This window comes from Erythrobacter sp. S158, from assembly GCF_057364915.1.
Genome location: NZ_CP200279.1, coordinates 486433 through 506899 on the forward strand (window position 1 = coordinate 486433; position 20467 = coordinate 506899).

Annotated in this window: 19 protein-coding genes; 4 read left to right on the top strand and 15 right to left on the bottom strand. The window is 61.7% G+C overall.

Features of this window, described 5'->3' with window-relative positions:
• The first annotated feature begins 19 nt into the window (after positions 1–19).
• Together AC0V6T_RS02385 and AC0V6T_RS02390 are read left to right on the top strand one after the other, a co-directional pair.
• Positions 20–1297 carry a NupC/NupG family nucleoside CNT transporter gene (locus tag AC0V6T_RS02385; protein ID WP_486124010.1) on the top strand — a complete coding sequence of 426 codons (1278 nt, stop codon included), beginning with the start codon at positions 20–22 and terminating at the stop codon, positions 1295–1297.
• 4 nt (positions 1298–1301) lie between these two features.
• The gene (locus AC0V6T_RS02390) at positions 1302–1904 is read left to right on the top strand and encodes a CDP-alcohol phosphatidyltransferase family protein (protein WP_486124012.1); all 603 of its coding nucleotides are present in this window, start codon (positions 1302–1304) and stop codon (positions 1902–1904) included.
• 7 nt (positions 1905–1911) lie between these two features.
• Here the strand turns inward: AC0V6T_RS02390 and AC0V6T_RS02395 are convergent, their stop codons facing one another.
• Positions 1912–2715: a DUF1499 domain-containing protein gene (locus AC0V6T_RS02395; RefSeq protein WP_486124014.1), complete on the bottom strand. Its 804-nt coding sequence runs from the start codon at positions 2713–2715 to the stop codon at positions 1912–1914.
• Positions 2716–3003: 288 nt separating this feature from the next.
• Here AC0V6T_RS02395 and AC0V6T_RS02400 point away from each other — a divergent pair, with 288 nt between their 5' ends.
• A complete protein-coding gene (locus AC0V6T_RS02400) occupies positions 3004–3477 on the top strand; it encodes a c-type cytochrome (protein WP_156777236.1) in 474 nt (157 codons plus the stop codon).
• 137 nt (positions 3478–3614) lie between these two features.
• Here AC0V6T_RS02400 and hemA read toward each other — a convergent pair whose 3' ends face one another.
• The 14 genes from hemA to bchF all read right to left on the bottom strand — a co-directional run bounded on the left by hemA (position 3615) and on the right by bchF (position 19221).
• On the bottom strand, positions 3615–4835 hold the full coding sequence (gene hemA / locus AC0V6T_RS02405) for a 5-aminolevulinate synthase (RefSeq protein ID WP_040464880.1): 1221 nt from the start codon (positions 4833–4835) through the stop codon (positions 3615–3617).
• Positions 4836–4873: 38 nt separating this feature from the next.
• Positions 4874–5713 carry a putative photosynthetic complex assembly protein PuhE gene (gene puhE / locus AC0V6T_RS02410; protein ID WP_486124017.1) on the bottom strand — a complete coding sequence of 280 codons (840 nt, stop codon included), beginning with the start codon at positions 5711–5713 and terminating at the stop codon, positions 4874–4876.
• On the bottom strand, positions 5707–6768 hold the full coding sequence (gene acsF, locus AC0V6T_RS02415; RefSeq protein WP_486124019.1) for a magnesium-protoporphyrin IX monomethyl ester (oxidative) cyclase: 1062 nt from the start codon (positions 6766–6768) through the stop codon (positions 5707–5709). The genes puhE and acsF overlap by 7 nt, the downstream gene beginning before the upstream one ends.
• On the bottom strand, positions 6765–7106 hold the full coding sequence (locus AC0V6T_RS02420; RefSeq protein WP_486124021.1) for a hypothetical protein: 342 nt from the start codon (positions 7104–7106) through the stop codon (positions 6765–6767). The genes acsF and AC0V6T_RS02420 overlap by 4 nt, the downstream gene beginning before the upstream one ends.
• Positions 7107–7109: 3 nt before the next feature.
• Positions 7110–7589, bottom strand: coding sequence for a photosynthetic complex assembly protein PuhC (gene puhC / locus AC0V6T_RS02425; protein WP_486124023.1), 480 nt, complete (start codon positions 7587–7589; stop codon positions 7110–7112).
• A complete protein-coding gene (gene puhB, locus AC0V6T_RS02430; RefSeq protein WP_486124025.1) occupies positions 7586–8308 on the bottom strand; it encodes a photosynthetic complex putative assembly protein PuhB in 723 nt (240 codons plus the stop codon). Before puhB ends, puhC begins: the two co-directional genes overlap by 4 nt.
• Positions 8299–9126, bottom strand: a complete 828-nt coding sequence (puhA, locus tag AC0V6T_RS02435; RefSeq protein ID WP_007165008.1) for a photosynthetic reaction center subunit H — start codon at positions 9124–9126, stop codon at positions 8299–8301. Before puhA ends, puhB begins: the two co-directional genes overlap by 10 nt.
• An 85-nt stretch (positions 9127–9211) precedes the next feature.
• Entirely contained in the window at positions 9212–10645 is a 1434-nt protein-coding gene (locus AC0V6T_RS02440; protein ID WP_486124027.1) for a BCD family MFS transporter, read from the bottom strand.
• Positions 10642–11349 carry a magnesium protoporphyrin IX methyltransferase gene (gene bchM, locus AC0V6T_RS02445; RefSeq protein ID WP_486124029.1) on the bottom strand — a complete coding sequence of 236 codons (708 nt, stop codon included), beginning with the start codon at positions 11347–11349 and terminating at the stop codon, positions 10642–10644. Before bchM ends, AC0V6T_RS02440 begins: the two co-directional genes overlap by 4 nt.
• Entirely contained in the window at positions 11349–12245 is an 897-nt protein-coding gene (gene bchL, locus AC0V6T_RS02450; RefSeq protein ID WP_007165005.1) for a ferredoxin:protochlorophyllide reductase (ATP-dependent) iron-sulfur ATP-binding protein, read from the bottom strand. Before bchL ends, bchM begins: the two co-directional genes overlap by 1 nt.
• A gap of 14 nt (positions 12246–12259) precedes the next feature.
• Positions 12260–15898: a magnesium chelatase subunit H gene (locus tag AC0V6T_RS02455; protein WP_486124031.1), complete on the bottom strand. Its 3639-nt coding sequence runs from the start codon at positions 15896–15898 to the stop codon at positions 12260–12262.
• On the bottom strand, positions 15888–17450 hold the full coding sequence (gene bchB, locus AC0V6T_RS02460) for a ferredoxin:protochlorophyllide reductase (ATP-dependent) subunit B (protein WP_486124033.1): 1563 nt from the start codon (positions 17448–17450) through the stop codon (positions 15888–15890). Before bchB ends, AC0V6T_RS02455 begins: the two co-directional genes overlap by 11 nt.
• Before the next feature lie 2 nt (positions 17451–17452).
• On the bottom strand, positions 17453–18751 hold the full coding sequence (locus AC0V6T_RS02465; protein ID WP_486124035.1) for a ferredoxin:protochlorophyllide reductase (ATP-dependent) subunit N: 1299 nt from the start codon (positions 18749–18751) through the stop codon (positions 17453–17455).
• Positions 18748–19221, bottom strand: coding sequence for a 2-vinyl bacteriochlorophyllide hydratase (gene bchF, locus AC0V6T_RS02470; protein ID WP_486128478.1), 474 nt, complete (start codon positions 19219–19221; stop codon positions 18748–18750). Before bchF ends, AC0V6T_RS02465 begins: the two co-directional genes overlap by 4 nt.
• Positions 19222–19546: 325 nt before the next feature.
• On the opposite strand from bchF, the gene AC0V6T_RS02475 reads away from it, so the two are divergent.
• Positions 19547–20461 carry a cobalamin B12-binding domain-containing protein gene (locus AC0V6T_RS02475; RefSeq protein WP_486124037.1) on the top strand — a complete coding sequence of 305 codons (915 nt, stop codon included), beginning with the start codon at positions 19547–19549 and terminating at the stop codon, positions 20459–20461.
• Positions 20462–20467 lie beyond the last annotated feature (6 nt).

The following is a 20467-nucleotide window of genomic DNA, read 5'->3' on the forward strand; positions in this document are numbered from 1 at the left end:
CGCTCAAGGGGATCGCTTTTTGGAATATTTCGATCAGTTTCGCGGGATAATCGGCATTGCGGCGCTGCTCGCACTGGCCTGGGCGGTGAGCGAGGATCGGGCGGCGCGTCCCGGCTGGCTCTGGATATTGGGCGCGCTGGGCCTCCAGGCTGCGCTGGCGCTGTTGATCGTGCGCGTGCCGTTCGTTTGGGACGTAGTGACGCTCGCCAATGAAGGCGTTGCGGCTATCGAACGCGCGACGCTCGATGGATCATCCTACATGTTCGGATATCTCGGCGGGGCGGACCTGCCGTTCGAGTTAAAAGAAGGTGCGCAGCCGCCGCTTATCATCGCATTCCAGATCTTGCCGCTGGTGATCGTGTTCTCTGCGCTAGCCGCGCTGCTGTGGCATTGGGGCGTTTTGCGCTGGCTGGTGAACGGGCTGTCTTTCCTCTTGAGACGAAGCCTTGGTGTTAGCGGCGTTGTCGGGTTGTCGGGCGGGGCGAACATGTTTCTCGGCGTTGTCGAAAGCCCGCTCGCGGTTCGCGCCTATTTCGCCAAGGTCAGCCGCGCCGAGCTGTTCCAGATCATGGTGCTCGCGATGGCGACGATCTCGGGCGCGATCCTGATCCTCTACGCGACAACGCTTCGCCAGACCGTGCCCGATGCGGTGGGCCACATGATCTCCGCCTCGCTCGTATCGCTGCCCGCCGCGCTCCTGATCGCAAAGCTGATGGTGCCGGGCAACCCGGAGGATGCTGCGACCGACGCCGACGAGGACGAGCCGGGGCTCAAATATGAAAGCTCCATCGACGCGATCGTCAAAGGTACGATGGACGGGATGCAGCTGTTCTTGGCGGTCATCGCGGTCATCATCGTGATCTTCGCGCTCGTGTCGCTGACAGACCAGGTGCTCGCTCTCCTCCCGCTTGTCGGGGACGAACCGATCACTTTGAAGCGCGTATTCGGATGGCTCTTTTCACCCTTCATGTGGCTTATCGGGGTGCCGTGGGCCGAAGCACAGGCGGCGGGCGGATTGATGGGCACCAAGGCGATCCTCAACGAATATGTCGCTTACCTTGAGCTTGCAGCCTTGCCGCAGGATACATTCGGAGAGCGCAGCCTTTTGATCGTCACCTATGCATTGTGCGGGGTCGCAAACCTCGCGAGCGTCGGCTTGCTAGTCTCGACCATCGGAACCCTGTGCCCAGAGCGCCGTGCGGAAGCGGCAGGTCTTGGCATGAAAAGCTGGATCGCGGGCAACATCGCCACGGCCATGACGGGTGCATGGATCGGCCTCGTGACATTCGGAGCCTGACGCGATGCTCGATGCTAAGCTGCGCCCGATCATCGACCCGCCACTCAACTGGGCAGGGCGAGCGCTGGCGCGGATGGGCGTGACCGCCAATTTTCTTACGTTCACCGGACTCGCGTTGGGGTTGGGTGGTGCGGCCGCGATCGGGTTTGGCGAGGTCGCGATTGGCCTTGCGCTCATCATCGCCAACCGCCTGCTCGACGGGCTGGACGGTGCGGTCGCTCGCGCCACCACTCCAACCTCGTTAGGCGGATACTTCGATATCGTCGCAGACTTTGCCTTCTACGTATCGATTCCGCTCGGTTTTGGCGTCATGGCGCCCGAGAACACGCTCCCCGCCTTGGTCCTTGTCGCCAGTTTCGTCCTGACGGGGGTCAGCTTTCTCGCCTTTGCCGTGATTGCCGCTGAGCGCGGCGAGGAAACGCAGGCGTATGGAAAGAAGAGCTTCTTCTATTCAACAGGCCTAGCCGAGGGGACAGAAACAATCGCGGTCTTCGTTGCGATGTGCCTGTTTCCCGCATGGTTCGGCGCGATCGCTTATGGCTACGCGGCCTTGTGCGTGCTCACGGTCTTTCAGCGCAGCGCAATGGCCGCCGCGCAATTCAGGTAGGCAGGATTTAGCGCTGGCCGATCTGTTCGGCGACGCGGCCTCGAAGCTCCGCGATACGCTTGGCATTGGCGCCCAAATCGCTGCGTCCAACGCGGCTCACCGAGCGGAAGTCGATCTCGCTCTCGCCTACGCGGGCGACAACATCGTCCTTGAAGCCGTACCAGAAGGTCTCGGCGACGCCCTCAACGCGGCCCTGTTCAACATCGGAGCGAATGTCGACGAAGCCCATATTGCCCATCGCGGCGGCGACTGCAGCAACAGCGTCTGCCCTGCTTGCACCGCCCAGCGGGAGCGGGGACAGGTCAGCGTAAGTGTCGTTGATGATCTGCGCGTGGCTTTTGATCGCAAGCTCTGGCGCGGCGCCTGCATACATCTCGATCTCGCTCAACGGTGTCTGATAGTCGCTCAGCGGATTGGCGCCGCTTTCCTCGCGCGCCGCCATGGTCTCAGCCGAGAAAGCCGGAGGATCAGCGGTGTCGGTGGCAACATCGTGAATCGGATTCTGGCCCGCGGTCGAACGCGCTGACATGAAACTCGTGAACATCAGCGCCGGGAGCACGATGCCCACCAAAGCGATGCCGATGGTCATTTTGCTGCGCGGCTTTTTGACGAGGCCGATGATGAGCGAGATCAGCGCAATCGCAGCGACGATGCCGAGCAGGATCGGACCTGCGGTGAAAGTCATGCTAACCAGACCTGTCACCCAGCCCCACAGGCCGACTTTTGTGCCCAGCGCTGCGATCATGAAGTAGATCGGCAGGAACACGATCAGGGCGAGGACAAGCTTCGAATGCCACGATAAGTTTTTCATCCGCGTGTCTTTAGCGTTCGTATGTCGATTGGCAATCCATTCGCTACGTGTCCGGTTGGAGGGGGTGAATTCTCAAGCGGGGTTTTTTCCGAGGAATCGGAAACCAATCGCCAGGCAGGTCGTTGTTGGTTTGCATCGATATCCTGTGAACCCGTGCTACTGCCGGGATGCGACGGTGTTGAAAATCCGGACCTTGGCTTCTACACAGGGGTCGGGATCAATTTGGACGGTTCGCAGGCGCTCTCCAGCAGGGGGGCCCTGCGAATAAGTAAGAGGGAATTAGATCCTATGCGTAAGATTGTTATGAGCGCTGTCGCTGTACCCGGCATGCTCGCACTGGCCGCTTGTGGCGGCGCCCCCGCAAATGAAGAACCTGCCGACGCCGAAGAAGTGGCCGAGGTCGAAGAACCCGCTGAAGAAGAAGTCCCGATGGACGTCGCCTTCGCTGACCTGACCGGCGATGCGTCTGCTGGTGAAACCGTCTTCGCACAGTGCCGCACCTGCCACCTCGTTGAAGAAGGCAAGAACGGCGTTGGCCCGTCGCTATACGGCGTGATTGGCCGCGAAGCCGGCTCGATCGAAGGCTTCAACTATTCGGACGCCAACGCGAACAGCGGCATCACCTGGACCCCCGAGGTGATGTTCGAATATCTCGAAGCACCGCGTGAATATATGCCCGGCACCCGCATGGCGTTCCCGGGCCTCAAGGACCCGCAGGACCGCGCTGACGTCATCGCTTATCTCGACGCGACAGACGAATAAGCTGAAGGCTTTGACCGGGACCCCGGTCACACACAAAAGGAAAGGGCGGCGTGGGATACTACACCGCCCTTTCTTTTGGCCCAGGCCCGGATAGGTTTGGGGGGAAGGGCCCGGCCTCAATCTGTCCGCTCCGGCTCTCAGGCAGCGATAGCGCCGCGAGCAAGCTCACACTGCGACCAGATTTCGCTCAGCGCCTCTGTCAGCCGAGTTATATCGCCATCGTCATGGACAGGTGAGGGTGTGAGGCGCAGTCGCTCGGTCCCGACCGGAACGGTGGGATAATTGATCGGCTGCACATAGATGCCGTGATTGTCCATCAGCCAGTCGCTGATCATTTTGCACTTCTTCGCATCGCCAACCATCACTGGAATGATGTGGCTGGGATTGGGCAGGTGCGGAATTCCCAGAATGTCGAGCTGTCGGCGTACTTGCGCGACCCGCTCACGCTGGAGTTCACGCTCGGCATCGCTATCCTTGAGATGCCGGATGCTTGCCGCCGCGCCGGCTGCAACGGCCGGCGGGAGCGCGGTCGAGAAGATAAACCCGCTGGCAAAAGTACGCACGAAATCTACAAGGTCGCGGCTGGCAGCGATATATCCGCCCATGACGCCGAAGGCCTTGCCCAGCGTGCCCTCGATCACTGTAATGCGATCCATCAGGCCCTCACGCTCGGCAACGCCGCCGCCGCGCGGTCCGTAAAGGCCGACAGCGTGCACTTCGTCGATATAGCTCATCGCGCCGTGCTTTTCGCAAACGTCGAGGATTTCCGCGATCGGTGCGATGTCGCCATCCATCGAATAGACGCTCTCGAACGCGACCAGCTTGGGCACTTCGGGACCGAACTCCGACAGATGCCGGTCGAGGTCTTCGACGTCGTTGTGCTTCCAGATCTTGTAAGGTGCGCGTGAGTGGCGGATGCCTTCGATCATTGAGGCGTGGTTGAGCGCATCGGAGAACACGACACAGCCCGGAATCTTGCTCGCAAGAGTGCCGAGGCCCGCCCAATTAGAGACATATCCGCTGGTGAAGAGCAGCGCGCTTTCCTTGCCGTGCAGATCGGCAAGCTCAGCTTCGAGCTCGACGTGATAGTGATTGGTGCCAGAGATATTGCGCGTGCCCCCTGCGCCCGCGCCGCATTCATCGAGGCACGAATGCATCGCCTCGATGACCTTGGGATGCTGGCCCATGCCGAGATAGTCGTTCGAGCACCACACCGTGACGGCACGCGTCTCGTCATCGACGAAGCGCGTCGCATGCGGGAACTTGCCGCAATGGCGCTTGATGTCGGTGAAGACGCGGTAGCGCCCCTCTTCGCGCACCGCATTGAGCTGCTCCGCGAAATAGGCTTCGAAATTCATGGGAATTCCCCTGTTCTGCATGGTCTTGTTGTCGTTGCTCATGACGGCCGAGAGCCCCCCTTGCCGCCAAGGTTTGAGTGCGAGCCGGAGCGTGCCCCGGCCTGCGGTAATGCCCACCCCCACAGCATCCCATCTCTGAAGGGCAGGGCGAGGAAAAGATGTTCAAGCACGCCAAGCAGGCACAGCGCGGTCAGCAGGCTTGCACCCGTCATCTCTGCGCTGCCAAGCGGCGCGGCAATCGCAAGGCTGGCAAACCAGGCCGAAGCCGCGAGGATCGCGGATACCGAAACCGCAAGCAGCCAGGTCATACGGTTGCGACCGAAATAGCTCTTCAGATAGCTCAGGTGAGCGGGGAGCATTTCAGTCGTCGAGTTGGGAACGCCGACAAACAGGTTCACCTTGGTCGACAGGCGAAGCGCGAACATCAGCACGAAAACCATCGCTCCGATCTGGTTTGCCGCATTCCAAGAAAGCGTAATCAGCATGAGGGCGGTAAGTGCGAGAGCCACTTCGTGATGGATCACGGTCGCGCTTGCTTGCATGAACCGGTCCATGCCTCGCGCGCCCGGCTGGCACGCCGACCTGCGCGGGCCGGCAGCAGCGCCTGTCAGAAAACCGACTTCGTGCCAGCCCCAGACCAGCAGCGCTCCGACAAACGAGACGTAGACTGCGGCAACGCTGACGTTTTGTGAGGCCAGCAGGATCGCGATTAGCCCAGCGATTCCGGCAGCACCACCCAATGCAACGCTGCGCCTGAAAGTTGCGCGACCGCGATTGTCAGGACCAACGCTCACGGAAAAGGCGATGAGCCCGGTTGCGAAGAACCAGATCACGACCGTTACGATGAACGGCAGAATATGGCCGCTCCAGCTTACCACGCAGGGTGCAGCCTGATCGTCTGCGGAAGTGTGTTGGGCTTCGTGCGGTGGAAATACATCTTTGCAAAGTTGAGGCCGGCACCAGCCATGCCGCTAACGCGCTTGGCGAAGCCGCCAAGACCGCCTTGCGCCTTACCTTCCTCGATCCGAAGGGCCGCCAGGCGAAGCGCTTCCATGTTCGCACGGAAGGTCGGGTCATCGATGTCCAGTTCGACCGGGAAGACCTGTCGGCTGATCTGGTTGCAGATCGAAAACACCTTGTAGTCATACTCGGTCGGATCGACGCCCAACGCCCGGTGAAACACCGGACGATTGTGATCGCGCACATACATCGTGGCGTAAACCGACAGCAGGAAGAACCGGATCCACAGCTTGTTGCGGCCCTTGAGCAGTTCAGGGTCCGCGTGCATCAGCATCGCAAACGCCTCGCCATGACGGAACTCGTCGTTGCACCACTCTTCGAACCAATCGAAGATCGGGTGGAACTTGTGCTGCGGGTTCGCGGCGAGGTGGCGATAGATCGTGATGTAGCGCGCGTACCCGATCTTTTCCGACAGATAGACCGCGTACCAGATGAATTTCGGCTTGAAGTAGGTGTACTTCTTGGTCCGTGTCAGAAAGCCCAAATCGACGCCGACGCCGGCATCCTTGAGGCTCTCGTTGATGAAGCCCGCGTGCCGACTTTCGTCGCGAGCGAGCAGCTTGAAGAGCTGCTTCACATCGGGGTTTTTCGTGCGCCGCGCAATCTCTGCATAGAGCACGCAGCCCGAAAACTCAGAGGTCATCGAGCTGACGAGGAAGTCCATGAATTCCTTGCGCAGTTCGGGTTCGAGGCCTTCGATGACGCCCTTGAAGCTGTCATTATGTTTGAAGTGCTGCTTGTTGGGATCGCCGATCATCTCCTCGATCAGCGCGTCCCATTCCTCACGCACCAGCGATACGTCGATCGCATCGAGAGCGTCGAAATCGGTCGTGTAGAAGCGCGGCGTGAGCATCGTGTCTTCGGTCGCCAGCGCCATGGCCTCTTCGCTCGTCATAGGCTTGTAAGCGTTCATTTGATCCTCCCGGCATTGAAGCTGACTTCGTAGAGTTCGGCCAAGTCGAAATAGGCAGCGCAGCGGGTCAGCAGCCGCTTCAGCGGTCCTGCGCGCGTGACTGTCGCGGTGCGTTCAAACACTTCGCGGCTTCCGAACGGAATTGAGATTGGATCGCCGTGGACGCGGACCTTGTCGCCCGGCTCCATCACGATTTCCTCGGGCAGTTCTACATGCGCGTGGAAGTGCTCCGACGACTGTTCGACCGTGATGGTGCAGGGCGTATCGAAGCGACGCGCGCTGGGCGCTGTTGCGGCGCCTTGTGTGGCTTTAGCCGATCCCTGGGCTAGCGTTGCCATTGTTCAGCTTCCTCTCTCGAGCATGGCTGCGAATGTTTCCCGGTTGCCGGGACCGAATGATCCGAGTTCGACCGTCGCATCGGTCGTGCTGTCGATCAGGGTGAGTTCGCCATTGTCCCACTCGATCAGATCGAAGGGCACTTCACGCCCGATGCCGTTGACGCGGCGCTGGTAGGTCAGGCTGCGCAGCGAGGTGCGAACAAAGCCGCCGGTGCCGGGGCCATAGCTTTCGATCACCTCGCCGGTCTCAGCATCTTCGACCCTGACCGTTCCGTCGGTCTCGTCGAAGAAATAGAGCGCGCGCGTGTCGAGCGGCTGGGCGCCGGAAGCGGCGCGCGCTTCGCTGGGCACCGATTGCCGCTCGAAATAGCCCATCGTGGTGCCCGCCGTCAGGGCGAGAACGCTCACGATCAAGGCTCCTGCCATCATGAGAGGCACACGGTGGACGACGATCTCGTCATCTTCGTATTCGCGGACGATCATGCATGCGCTCCCTTGAGCTCGCTGTCGGAATAAGCGCCCGCCGCAGCAGGGCCGTTCACCTGCTGAGGCTCCTGGGGCGCGGCGTCCTTGATCTGCATCAAGTTCTGCTCAATCGCGGTGTGATCGGCGCAGGCCTCGGCCAGCATTTTCGCCACCGCCTGTGCATCAGGCACAGCCCGGAGCATCGGCTCGGGCTTGGCAAAGCGCCACGGGCGTGCGTGCGGCCACAGAAGCGCATATCCAAGCGTACGCTCACCAGCCAGCTGCACAGCGATATCGCCATGGCTCTCGCCGCGCATCCTGAGGTCAGCTGAAGTGACATGCTTGAGCGGAACATTGACCCGCGTTTCAAGCGCCATCCCGATCCGCATGATCAGGCGCGCATCGGTCAGGATATAGAGCGTCGTGCGCCTGCTCACCCAGGCCAGTGCATGCAGGATTGCAACCGCCAGCACACCGAGGACCGTGCAGACAATCGCCGCATTGATGTTACCGAAGGCAGCCGAAACGCCGATCAAGAGCAGGAAGTATATCCCGACACTGCGCGTGTGGAAGGCCGTGCGGGCGAGCACCGACAATTCGGGCTGCCCGCGCCAAAGCACCGTCTCTTTGTCGCTCGGCGTGCCCATTGGATCGCCGAAGGCCTTGGGGCCGACGGCCTCAAGGTCCTCCAGGCTGTCTTGCGCGCCTGCGTCCGGCTTGCTTTCGTTTACAGCCACGGCTCAGAGCGCTCCGCGGTCGCATACATGTAGCCCCCGCCAAAATAGCCCTGGATCTTGTCTTCTTCGAGACGGGTGATCTGGCCGGCGGTGGCAATGGCAGGAACCGCGTCGAACTGGTCGGCGCGAATGGCGGTGATGTCGATCAGAGCGGTCTGGTCATCCACCAGCGGAGTGATCCCGCCAAGGAAGCCTTTGCCCTGAACTGCGCAAAAGCCCATCGGTGCGAGGACTTTCTTGCCCGAATTGGTTGTCACCTCGAGATAGCGGATGATGTGCTCTGCCTGGTCGACCCAGACATCGCTCACCACGCCCGCTTTCTTCTTGTCGGCGGCATAGACTGGCAGCCCGACCGGATCCATGTCCATTTCGGCGATCGTGATGCCGTGGCTGGCTGCGATCGGAACGATGCGCGGTGCACCTTCCATGGTGAGGTCGGGATAGTCGTTGCGGTTGGCGTAGGCTGCCGGGCCGAGGCCATCGGCCATGGCATCGCCGGTTGGTACGAAAGGCGCGCCAGCTGCTCCGAATGCTTGCTTGGCCGGAATATCGACCGGATCACGCGCTACGTCTTCAGGAGTGTAAGTGCCGCGACCGTGCGGCAGCTTGAAGGTCTTTTTCCCCGCATCGAACAGCGGCGTTCCGCGTTCGACCACGCCGGTTTGCTCATGCTCAAGCGGATAGCCTTCGCGGCGGCTCTCGCGGTTGAGATAGATTACGAGCCCGACGAAGAAGATGAAAAACAGGATGAATGCCAATTCGGCAACATCAAACACGCCCACGATGTAAGCGGTCCCCAAAAGGTTGGTGGCAGTCATGGTACTTTCCTCTCAAATGCAAAGGAGCGGACACGCCTCTCGCCCCTTGCTGCGGTAACGGCCGCGCTATCCCTGCTGGCGCGGCTCATGTCGGGAACTCGCGCAGGCCGAACGGCTGGCCTGCGCTATCCCTTGAACGGTTGTCATTGGTGCGAGAGTTGCCGACAAGCGGCCCAATCGCGGCGAGACCTGCAAGAAGCAGCAGGATTTCTAGAGCGTAGACGGTGGTGTAACCGGCTGCGCGGCTGGACAGGAGGGCGGCATCGGCGTTGACGCCGATGGCTGCGATCACATCGCGCAGTGCGCCGCCAGCAGCGATGCCTGCACCAGCGCAAGTCGCCTGAACGGCGCCCCATGCGCCGAGCGCGAGACCGGCAGTTTCGCTCTTCGCGAGCGCCATTGCCTCAATGAGCGTGCCGACCGAAAACATGCCGAGCCCCAGACCGATCAGCGCCGCGCCGACGAAAAGCATGGCCGGTGATCCAATGGGTGCGGCGAACAGCACGAGCAGAAATGCATTAAGCCCTGCAACAAGACCAAGGCCCGCGATCCGCAGCGGATCGCCGCCGCGCGACAGGGCGCGGCCCGAATACATGAAGCCCAGCAGCGCTCCGAGTGCCCAAAGGCCGGTCAGCGTCGTTGTCGCGCCGACCGAGAGGCCGAGGATCTCGCCGCCATACGGTTCGAGCAGCGCGTCTTGCATGGCAAAACCGGCAGCGCCGATGCCAATGCCGGTCAGCAGCCGCGCATTGCGCCCGTCGCGCACAAAATTGTTCCAAAGCTCGCTGAAGCTGGGAGCGTCCGGGTCAGGCTTGGTCCGCTCGGGCGCTCGCGCTTCCTGTTTCCAAAGCGCAATGACATTGAGCACGAGGGTCAGAACGGCAGCGCCCTGGATTACCTGCACAAGCCGGGTGGGCGAGAAGTCAATCAGCAAACCGCCAATGACGAAGGCTGCCAGCATCATGCCCACCAGCAGCATCACGTATAGAAGCGCAACCGCGCGCGGGCGCTTGTCTTCGGGCGCAAGGTCAGTCGCGAGCGCAAGGCCAGCGGTCTGTGTCACATGGAAGCCAAGGCCCGTCAGCAGAAAGGCAACCGCTGCCGCGCCCAAGCCCAGTTCGAAGCGGCCCTCGATCTCAAGCAGAAGAAGCGCGAAGGGCATGATAGCCAGCCCGCCAAACTGCATCATCGTGCCAAACCAGATGTAGGGTACGCGCCGCCATCCGAGTGCGGAGACGTGCTGGTCGGACTTGTGCCCGATCAGCGCACGGAAGGGTGCAACCACAAGCGGCACCGCGATCAGCAGCGCGATAAGCCAGGTCGGAGTGCCGAGCTCGACAACCATGACCCGGTTGAGCGTGCCCGAAAGCAGCACCATCGCCATCCCGACGCTTACCTGGAAGAGCGCAAGTCGTAGCAGCCGCGAAAGCGGCAGCTCGGTGCTGGCCGCATCCGCAAAAGGCAGCAGCCCTGCGATCATCCGGGCAAACCGGTAGGATTGGCGAGGGGTTTGGCTCATCCGCGTCTCACCAGTTCGAGTGCCTGCGAGGTGTAAAACCCGCTCGAAATGCGCTCGCTGCGACCGATCTTCCAGTCAGAGAGGCGGCCAAGACGTGCGCGTAGCTCGGTTTCCGAGACGGGCACGATAGCGGGTGAACGGTCGCTTTTGGGGAAGGCCTTGCCCACCGTATGCATCGCGCCAAGAAGCTTCGTGTGCGGCGCAAAAGTGAACAGGATCGATCCTGTCGTGCGTTCACTCAGGCCTTCAACGGCGTCGACCAGGTCCTCGGGCGAATAATGGATAAGCGAATCCATCGCGACGACATGCGCGAAAGTGCCGTGCGAGGGATCGAGCATGTCGCCAGCCCGCCAGCGGACCTTCCCATGACCAGTAAAGCCGGTGGCGCGTTCTCTGGCGACCTCGACCAAACCGCCCGCTACATCGACCGCTGTGACGTCTGCGCCGCGGCAGGCTGCGTCGATTGCGAGAGCGCCTGTGCCGCAACCGGCATCGAGAATGCGCGTGCGGCGCAAATCCGAGGGAAGCCAGCTCACCAGCAACTCGCGCATGGACTTGCGCCCGGCGCGCACGGTCGCGCGGATACCGCTGACCTTTGCGTCGGAGGTGAGGTCGATCCACGCCTGTTTTGCGGTGGAATCAAAATAGGTCGCAAGCGCCTCGCGGCGCATCGTGTAGGGCGTGTCGTCGATCCGGGTGGCCATCACTCAAACCCCAGAAAATCGAAGATGTCCCGGTCCTTCATCGGCTGCGCGGTCGATGGCTCAACCCCCGCCCAGAGCATCGCTGCAAGGCGCAAATACTCGTCCTGCGCGGCAATCACTTCGGGATCGTCGCCCATTTCAAAGAGTGTGCACTTCTTGAGCCGAGAACGACGGATCGCGTCGACGTCGCGGAAATGCGCGAGCCGTTGCATACCAATCTGGTCGCAGAAACGATCAATCTCATCTGTCTCGCGGCTACGATTGGCGACGACGCCTGCGAGGCGGACGTCGTAATTCTTGGATTTCGCACCGATGGCTGCGACGATGCGGTTCATCGCGAAGATGCTGTCGAAGTCGTTCGCGGCCACGACCAGTGCTCGCTCGGCGTGTTGGAGGGGGGCAGCAAAGCCGCCGCACACTACGTCGCCAAGCACGTCGAAAATGACGACATCGGTGTCTTCGAGCAAGTGGTGCTGCTTGAGCAGCTTGACCGTCTGCCCAACGACATAACCGCCACAGCCGGTGCCTGCCGGAGGCCCGCCGGCCTCGACGCACATGACGCCGTTATAGCCTTCGAACATGTAGTCCTCGGGCCGCAATTCCTCCGAGTGGAACTCGACGGTTTCCAGCACGTCGATCACAGTCGGCATCAGCTTCTTGGTCAGAGTGAAGGTGCTGTCGTGCTTTGGGTCGCAGCCGATCTGGAGCACGCGGTGGCCAAGTTTCGAGAACGCAGCCGAAAGGTTGGACGAGGTCGTCGACTTGCCGATCCCGCCTTTGCCGTAGACCGCGAACACTTTCGCGCCCTTGATCTGGTCGCGCGGGTCGAGCTGGACCTGGACCGATCCTTCCCCGTCAGGCTTCGAAAAGCCGGATTTCGGTGTGTGCAGGTTCATGTCGTCGATCCCTCTTATTCTTGAGCCACGAAGACGCCTTCGAGGCGATCTTCGAGTTCGTCATTGGCTTCGCGCAGCGCAGCGAGGGTGGCCTCGTCGGGCTCCCACAGATGGCGGTCGCAGGCTTCAAGCAGGCGTCCGGCCACGCGCGCGCTGGCTTTCGGATTGAGCTCGGAGAGACGTCGGCGCATCTCTTCGTCGAGCACGAATGTCTCGGAAATCTTCTGGTAGACCCACGGCGCAACCTTGCCCGTGGTTGCCGACCAACCGAGCGTGTTGGTGACGTGCTGCTCGATGTTGCGAACACCTTCGAAACCGTGATCGAGCAGGCCTTCGAACCATTTAGGGTTGAGCGTGCGCGTACGGGTTTCGAGGTCGATCTGTTCGGCGAGTGTGCGCACTTTGGCGTTCCCGCGCGTCGCATCAAGGATGTAGACAGGAGCATCTTTGCCTTTGGCACGCGCAACCGAGCGGCTGACCCCGCCAAGTCCGTCGACATATTGGTCGAGGTCGGTGATACCGACTTCGATGCTCTCAAGGTTCTGGTAGGTGAACTCGACATCCTTGAGCGCCGAGGTGAGCAATTCGCGGCGCTGCACGGGTTCGCCATGCACGCCGTAAGCGAAGCCCTTGTTGATCTCGAACGCATTGGCGAGTTCGTCAGGGTCCGCCCAGACGCCGCCATCGATCATCTGGTTCACCTGCGCGCCGTAAGCGCCTTCCTGGTTGGAGAAGACCCTTAGCGCCGCCGTTTCCAGATCGACGCCATGCGCCTCGGCGTGGCTGAGAGAGTGCTTGCGCACGAAGTTGGCATGGGCAGGTTCGTCGGCCTGAGCGGCGAGGAAGGCGGCTTCGGCCAGCATTCGGGTCTGCAGCGGCAGCAGGTCGCGGAAAATGCCCGAAAGCGTCATGACAACATCGATGCGCGGGCGGCCGAGTTCTTCGAGCGGGATAAGCTCTGCCCCGCACAGCCGGCCATAGGAATCGCGCCGAGGCCTTGCGCCCATCAGCGTCATCGCCTGCGCGATCTGGACGCCTTCGGACTTCATGTTGTCCGTACCCCACAACACCATCGCGATGCTGCTCGGAAATTCCGCACCGCTTTCGACATGGCGAGCAAGCAGACGCTCGGCCTGTTCGGCGCCCTGTTTGCAAGCATATGCGCTCGGGATGAGGAAGGGGTCGAAGCCATGAATGTTGCGGCCCGTCGGAAGGACATCGGGGTTCGCCACCACATCCCCGCCGGGAGCAGGCTGGACATAGCCGCCGTCGAGCGCGTGGATCAGCGAGGCGAGTTCGTCGCTTGAGTCGAGCTTTTCACCGAGCGCTTCGCGGTCGGTGTCTTCTCCCGAAGCCTCCACCATCGCGTCGAGCATAGCCTCGCGCCGGTCGCCAGCTGGGTTGCTCCCCAGGACATGCAGACCATGCGGGATCAGCGCCTCTTCCAGCTCGTAGAGCTTGGCCGGAAGCTCCGATAGGTCCGCATAATCGATGTCGAGCGCGTCGCTCTGGTCGGTAATGATCTGCGCCAGGTCCGCGCGCTCCTGCGGGTCATCGCTCATGCGCCAGCGTTCGACGCTGGCCTTGAGTTCGCTGAGCCCCTTGTAAAGGCCAGCCTGCGCGAGAGGCGGCGTCAGGTAGCTCACAAGTGTCGCCGCGCTGCGCCGCTTGGCGAGCATCCCTTCGGTCGGGTTGTTCGCGGCGTATAGATAGTAATTGGGAATGTTGCCGATCAGGCGTTCTGGCCAGCATTCGCTGGTCATGCCGGTCTGCTTGCCCGGCATGAATTCGAGCGCACCGTGTGTGCCGAAATGCAAGACGCTGTGCGCGCCGAAGTCTTCGCGGATGTAGCGATAGAAAGCGCTGAAGGCGTGCGTCGGCGCAAAGTTGCCAGCAAACAACATGCGCATTGGGTCGCCTTCATATCCGAAGGCTGGCTGCACCCCGACAAAGACGTTGCCGAAATGCGCGCCGAGAACCTGAATATGCGAGCCGTCTGTCTGCGCCTTGCCGGGAGCCGGGCCCCATTGCGCCTCGATCTCGGCGAGGTGTGTTTCGCGGCGGACATGTTCGTCGGCAGGCACACGGTGCGCGACGTTGGCGTCAGCGCCAAATTGCTCCGAATTGCCCTTTAGGATCGCGTCACGCAGGGCATCGACACTTTCGGGAAGATCGACCGAATAGCCTTCTGCTGCAAACCGGGTGAGCGTCGCGAAGAGCGATTCGTAGACCGCGAGGAACGCTGCCGAACCTGTGGCGCCTGCATTGGGCGGGAAGTTGAAGAGAACGACCGCGAGCTTGCGGTTCGACCGCTCCGAACGGCGAAGTTCGATCAGTTTGGCTACGCGATTTGCCAGCGCTTCGGCCCGCTCAGGGCAACCTTGCATTGGATTGAGGCGCTCGGATGCCACGTGCTCGCACTTGCGTTCGCAACCATTGCAAACGGGTGATCCGGGAGCGGGGCGACCGCCAAAGACGCTCGGTGTGATCGAACCGTCGAGCTCGGGAAGTGCTACCATCATGGTCGCTTCGAGCGGGAGCAGGCCCTGGTCGCGCGAGCGCCATTCCTCGAGGCTTTGGAATTCGATGGCGTGCGCCGCGACGTAAGGCACATCCAGATCGCCCAAAATCTCGCGTGCGGCCTTCGCGTCGTTATAGGCGGGGCCGCCCACAAGGCTGAAGCCGGTCAGATTGACGATGGCATCGACCACGGGCTCACCGTTCTCGACAAAGAATTTCTCGATGGCCGGGCGGGCATCGAGCCCGCTTGCAAAGACGGGAACGACCTTCATTCCCGCCGCTTCGAAAGCCGCGATAGCGCCGTCATAGTGGCCGCTATCGTGTCCCAGCAGGTAGGAGCGCAGCAGGATCAGTCCGACCGTGCCGTTCTTGCCGTTGCCGTTTGCCTTGCCATCGCGCGGCAGCAGGCGCAGCGTCTCTGAGATCCGCTGCTTGGTGCGCGGGTGATAGACGCCGGTCTCAGGATACTCGATCGGTGCGTCGGCCTTGGTTTCGCCGCGGCGATCAGCACGCTCGCCCGCAGCGTAGCGGTCGATCAGGGCGCGGGCCATGGCAATGACGTTCTCGTCCGAACCAGCAAGCCAGTATTGCAACGTCAGGAAATAGGCCCGCACGTCCTGAGCGGTGCCCGGAATGAATTTCAGGATCTTTGGCAGGCGTCGCAGCATCTTCATCTGCCCCGCGCCCGAACTTGCTCCCGCCTTTTTCGATCCGCGCAGCTTCTTGAGAAGCGCGAGCGGGCCCTTGGCGGGCGCATCCATGCGGTAGCCGCCCATGCGGGTCAGCTTCACCACTTCGCCTGCCGACATAAGGCAGACCATCGCGTCGCATTCCTCGCGCCGCGCTTCGAGCGTGGGGAGGATTGCGCGCACATGGTCGTCGAGGAACAGCATCGTTGCGATGACGATGTCGGCGTTCTCGACCGCTTCCTTTGCGCTCTCGAGCGCTCCGTTCTCGCTGCCCCATTCGGATGCGGCATGGAGCGTGAGTTCGATGTTGTCCTCGGCCAGCACCTCGTCAGCCCGATCAACCGCGCCTTTCAGGTGGTTGTCGAGCGTGATGATGGTGACGCGCACAGGAGCCTTGCGCTGGTCACCACCCGGAGGGGAGGGATGGTCCGCCCTACCGTGCATAATGCGCTTTGGCGTCGTACAAGGTTTCAAGGTCGATCTCTGAGCGGCCCTGATCCTGGGCGAAGGCCTCGGTATTGCGCCGCGCCTTGCCTCTTACAAAGAACGGGATTTTCTTGAGCTCGCGCTCTGCCTCTACCGTCCAGATGCTGTCCGGGTTCGTCGGCGTTTGAGGAATGACCGGCTCTTCTGGCACTTCGGCGTCGATTGTCGGGGCGCGTGGTGAGTGTGCTGCGTGATGCGATGCACCGGCTTCGTCGGAGAATTCGAAATCCTCGCGGAACATGGTGAGCAGGTGCTCTTCAAGGCCCATCACCAGCGGGTGCACCCAGGTATCGAAGATCACATTCGCGCCCTCGAAACCCATTTGCGGGCTGTGGCGCGCCGGGAAGTCCTGCACGTGAACCGGCGCCGAAATCACCGCGCAGGGCATGCCGAGCCGCTTGGCGATGTGCCGCTCCATCTGCGTGCCGAGCACGAGTTCGGGCGAAGCCTCAGCAATCGCATCTTCTACCGCAAGATGATCGTCGGTGATGAGCGGTTCGACGCCGTAGAGCTTTGCCGCTTCGCGAATTTCGCGGGCGAATTCGCGGTTGTAGCAACCAAGTCCGCATACCTCGAAGCCAAGCTCGTCCTGAGCAATGCGCGCGGCCGCGACGGCATGGGTTGCGTCTCCGAAAATGAAGACGCGCTTGCCGGTGAGATACGTCGAATCGACGCTGCGGCTCCACCATGGAAGCCTGGATGATTGGTCGCCGAGGGCAGGCGTGGGATCTGCACCTGCCAACTCGGCGACCTCGGCAATGAACGCGCGTGTGGCGCTCACACCGATAGGCGTTGTGCGGACCGTTGGCTGCTTGAACGTACGTTCGAGCCAGCGGGCCGCCTCATCTGCGATTTCGGGATAAAGTACGATGTTAAAGTCGGCAGCGCCAATGCGCGCGATGTCCGACGGGGTCGCGTCCAGCGGCGCGACGAGATTGATCTCGACGCCCAGCGCATCGAGAATTTTGCGGATCTCGACCAGATCGTCGCGGTGGCGGAAGCCAAGCGCGGTGGGGCCGAGGATATTGGCCCGAGCAGCGCGTCCTTCACGCGGGGCCGGCGTGAGGTCCTTGTCCGCCAGATGCCGCACGATCTGGTAGAATGTTTCCGCCGCGCCCCAGTTTTCCTTGCGTTGGTAGCTGGGAAGCTCAAGCGGGATTGCCGGGCAGGGCAGGTCCATCGCTTCGGATAATCCGCCCGGATCGTCCTGGATCAGTTCAGCCGTGCATGAAGCGCCCACGATCATAGCCTGCGGCTTGAACCGTTCCGCTGCGTCGCGCGCGGCGTCTTGGAACAGCTGGGCTGTATCCTTGCCAAGATCGCGCGCTTCGAATGTGGTGTAGGTTACCGGCGGACGAGCGCCGCGACGCTCGATCATGGTGAAGAGCAGGTCGGCATAGGTGTCGCCCTGCGGCGCGTGGAGGACGTAATGCAGGCTCTTCATCGCGGTGGCGATGCGCATCGCGCCAACGTGGGGCGGTCCTTCATATGTCCAGACAGAGAGCTGCATCTTTACACCTCCAGCCTGTCACGGCGGCGCAGGGGCCGGGCGAAAAGCTCAGCGAGGTCGCCTGCCTGATCGAAACCGTGGATTGGTGAGAAGACAAGCTCAATTGCCCACTTCGTGCTGAAGCCTTCAGCCTCGAGCGGATTGGCAAGGCCGAGACCGCAGACGGTCAGATCGGGCTTGTCCTCGCGCACACGGTCAAGCTGGCGCTCGACGTGCTGGCCTTCGCTGATGCGTGTCGATGGCGGAATGAGGTCAAGCTCCTGAGCGTAGTGAGCGCGGTGGAGATAGGGCGTCCCGACTTCGACCGGAATCATGCCAAGCTCGGTTGAAAGGAAGCGAGCCAGCGGCACTTCAAGCTGCGAATCCGGCAAGAAGCTTATGCGCTTGCCCTCGAGGTTTTCGCGGGCATGCTCGATGGCGCGCTTTGCCCGTTCGCGGCCCGGTGCGACGACGGCGTTGAAGTGCGCTTCGTCGATACCGAACTCGCGTGCGGCAGCGTGGAGCCAACCGGTTGTGCCCTCCGCGCCAAACGGGAAGAGCGCATCGATCCGCTTCGCTCCACGATCCTCGAGCGCCATTGCCGTGTCTGACAGGAAAGGCTGGGCTAGGAGGTAGCGCGTATTCGGGCCGACAGGCGGCAGGTCGCGGGCATTGCGGGCAGGCAGGACGCCGACATTGTCGATACCGAGCTGATCGAACAGCCGAAGGAACTGGTCCTCTACGATATCGGGGAGCGAGCCGACCACGAGCAATTGCGTGGGCGCGTCCGCTGCCAGAACCGGCATTTCCGGCACAAGCGCGGCGAGGCAGGCGTCTTCGCCTTGCGTGAAGGTCGTCTCGATCCCGCTGCCCGAATAATTGAGGATGCGTACATTCGGCATGTGCTGTGCGCCGAGACGCTGTGCAGCCTTGGCAAGATCGAGCTTGATGACCTCAGAAGGGCACGAGCCAACGAGGAACAGCGTCTTGATATCGGGCCTGCGAGCCAGAAGCCGGGTTACCACTCGGTCGAGTTCGTCCTGCGCATCGACCATGCCTGCAAGGTCGCGCTCTTCCATGATCGCGGTTGCAAAGCGCGGTTCGGCGAAGATCATCACGCCCGCTGCCGATTGCAGAAGGTGCGCACATGTGCGCGAGCCGACCACCAGGAAGAACGCATCCTGCATCTTGCGGTGCAGCCACACGATCCCAGTGAGCCCGCAGAACACCTCGCGCTGTCCGCGTTCACGCAGGATCGGGCGTGATTGTGCGGCCTGAGGGGCATCGCAGCCAGCCAGTGGAGTGTCGAGCGGCGGCGTCATGCGGGCACCGCCTCGGCATTGTTGCCCTGCAGGCGCGCCATGCGCAGTTTCCAGAGAAACTGTCCGGCATTGATGACATAGGCCGCGTAAGCCGCCAGCGCGACGCCGAGTCGTTGCTCCATCGTGCCGATCGCACCAAAGAGCATGGCAAGGTAGAGCGTGTGCAGCGCAAGCACCGCCATCGAGAAGACGTCTTCCCAGAAAAAGGCGGGGGCGAAGAGCCACTTGCCGAACACGACCTTCTCCCAGATCGAGCCGGTGATCATGATGGTGTAGAGTACCAGCGTCTTAATCACGATCGAGGCGTCCGCGAGCCATGCGCCTTCGCCGCTTGAAAGCGTGCGAAGGACAAGTCCGAGACTGACAAGGAAAACAAGGAATTGCAGCGGCGCGAGGAAGCCCTGGACCAAGGTCCAGACCGACTCGTCCCTCCGTCGGCGCTCCTCTGGTGAGTAGAGCGCCCCCTGGATCCCCGCTTGTCCTCGCGCACTGCCGGAAGGCGGTGCGGAGCCAGCCGAGGATGAGAGATCTTGTCGAGTCATCCTCATCGATAGCCTTTGCTGTCAGAATGCAAGACTACGCCCCTCGACCTGCGAGTGTCAAACAAATTAGACGTAAAATAAAGTGGACAGTCTGACGGCGAGTTCCTTAGGCTATTTGCTAAGGAAGAGTGATTGGTGTAGTGGAGTCGCGTTGACGGAACAGGTGTCGGGCATCATCCGACCTCGTCAGCCTCGACGCGGGGACCCGCGCCATCACCGGAGACTATCAGCCGGTGGACGGGAAGGGTCAGCAATGGCAGCTCAAAAGGGCACAGGAATGATCGGCGCTGGCTCGGCCGCGTTGCGCAGGGTCATGTCCGCTTCCTTGAAGCTTCGCAAAGACTCCGAGGGCGATGATCAGTCCACCAATCCGGACAACCAAGCGCTTGCCGGCGACTCTATCAACGCAATCATCGAAGGCGAGATCATACCGCGCCTCCTGATGGCTCACGCCATTGGTACAGGCGGGGCCGTACCCCATTCGGAGATCGATCCTTCCGCCGCGAACAAATTCGCGCTGCTGCCCTTGCGGCTCGAGGCGGCAAACTTGCTCGAGGAGGTCGATGCTTTCCTGGCCGATGGTGTCAGTGTCGAAGCGGTTTTCCTCGACCTTCTTGCTCCGGCAGCGCGCCGTCTTGGCGAGATGTGGGAAGACGATGAAGCCGATTTCCTGGACGTCACGATGGGTTTGTGGCGACTGCAGGAAGTTATGCGCGAGATTTCCGCGCGCGCTCCCATTCGCCCGCCGCTTGCGCCGCCTGAGGCGGCCCGTGCGCTTTTCGCGCCGATGCCGGGCGACCAGCACAATTTCGGCGCGCTGATGATGGACGAGATTTTCGCCCGCGCAGGGTGGAACAGCAGGGTTCTGACCAAGCCTTTGCGCAAGGAACTTCTCGACGCGCTCTCTAGAGAGCCGTTCGACGTCGTAGGATTGACGCTTTCACGCGATTGCCCTAGCGCCGCTGTAACAAACATAATCAAGGCGATGCGCAGCGTGTCTGCAAATCCGCACCTCTCTATTTTAATCGGTGGTCGAATGATCAACCAAAACCCTGCACTAGTTGCCGAAGTGGGAGCCGATGGGACCGGCGCCGACGCTCGGGCCGCACTCGATGTGGCAGAGCGATTGGTCCAGTCCGCCGTGGTGCGTGCGCATATGCTGAAATAGGGTGGG

What these genes read in the sequence shown, in the direction of transcription:
- AC0V6T_RS02390 (WP_486124012.1), top strand. Translation starts at nt 1,302, where the DNA reads ATGCTCGATGCTAAGCTGCGCCCGATCATCGACCCGCCACTCAACTGG.
- AC0V6T_RS02395 (WP_486124014.1), bottom strand. Translation starts at nt 2,715, where the DNA reads ATGAAAAACTTATCGTGGCATTCGAAGCTTGTCCTCGCCCTGATCGTG.
- AC0V6T_RS02400 (WP_156777236.1), top strand. Translation starts at nt 3,004, where the DNA reads ATGCGTAAGATTGTTATGAGCGCTGTCGCTGTACCCGGCATGCTCGCA.
- hemA (WP_040464880.1), bottom strand. Translation starts at nt 4,835, where the DNA reads ATGAATTTCGAAGCCTATTTCGCGGAGCAGCTCAATGCGGTGCGCGAA.
- acsF (WP_486124019.1), bottom strand. Translation starts at nt 6,768, where the DNA reads ATGAACGCTTACAAGCCTATGACGAGCGAAGAGGCCATGGCGCTGGCG.
- AC0V6T_RS02420 (WP_486124021.1), bottom strand. Translation starts at nt 7,106, where the DNA reads ATGGCAACGCTAGCCCAGGGATCGGCTAAAGCCACACAAGGCGCCGCA.
- puhC (WP_486124023.1), bottom strand. Translation starts at nt 7,589, where the DNA reads ATGATCGTCCGCGAATACGAAGATGACGAGATCGTCGTCCACCGTGTG.
- puhA (WP_007165008.1), bottom strand. Translation starts at nt 9,126, where the DNA reads ATGACTGCCACCAACCTTTTGGGGACCGCTTACATCGTGGGCGTGTTT.
- AC0V6T_RS02440 (WP_486124027.1), bottom strand. Translation starts at nt 10,645, where the DNA reads ATGAGCCAAACCCCTCGCCAATCCTACCGGTTTGCCCGGATGATCGCA.
- bchM (WP_486124029.1), bottom strand. Translation starts at nt 11,349, where the DNA reads ATGGCCACCCGGATCGACGACACGCCCTACACGATGCGCCGCGAGGCG.
- bchL (WP_007165005.1), bottom strand. Translation starts at nt 12,245, where the DNA reads ATGAACCTGCACACACCGAAATCCGGCTTTTCGAAGCCTGACGGGGAA.
- AC0V6T_RS02455 (WP_486124031.1), bottom strand. Translation starts at nt 15,898, where the DNA reads ATGCACGGTAGGGCGGACCATCCCTCCCCTCCGGGTGGTGACCAGCGC.
- bchB (WP_486124033.1), bottom strand. Translation starts at nt 17,450, where the DNA reads ATGCAGCTCTCTGTCTGGACATATGAAGGACCGCCCCACGTTGGCGCG.
- AC0V6T_RS02465 (WP_486124035.1), bottom strand. Translation starts at nt 18,751, where the DNA reads ATGACGCCGCCGCTCGACACTCCACTGGCTGGCTGCGATGCCCCTCAG.
- AC0V6T_RS02475 (WP_486124037.1), top strand. Translation starts at nt 19,547, where the DNA reads ATGGCAGCTCAAAAGGGCACAGGAATGATCGGCGCTGGCTCGGCCGCG.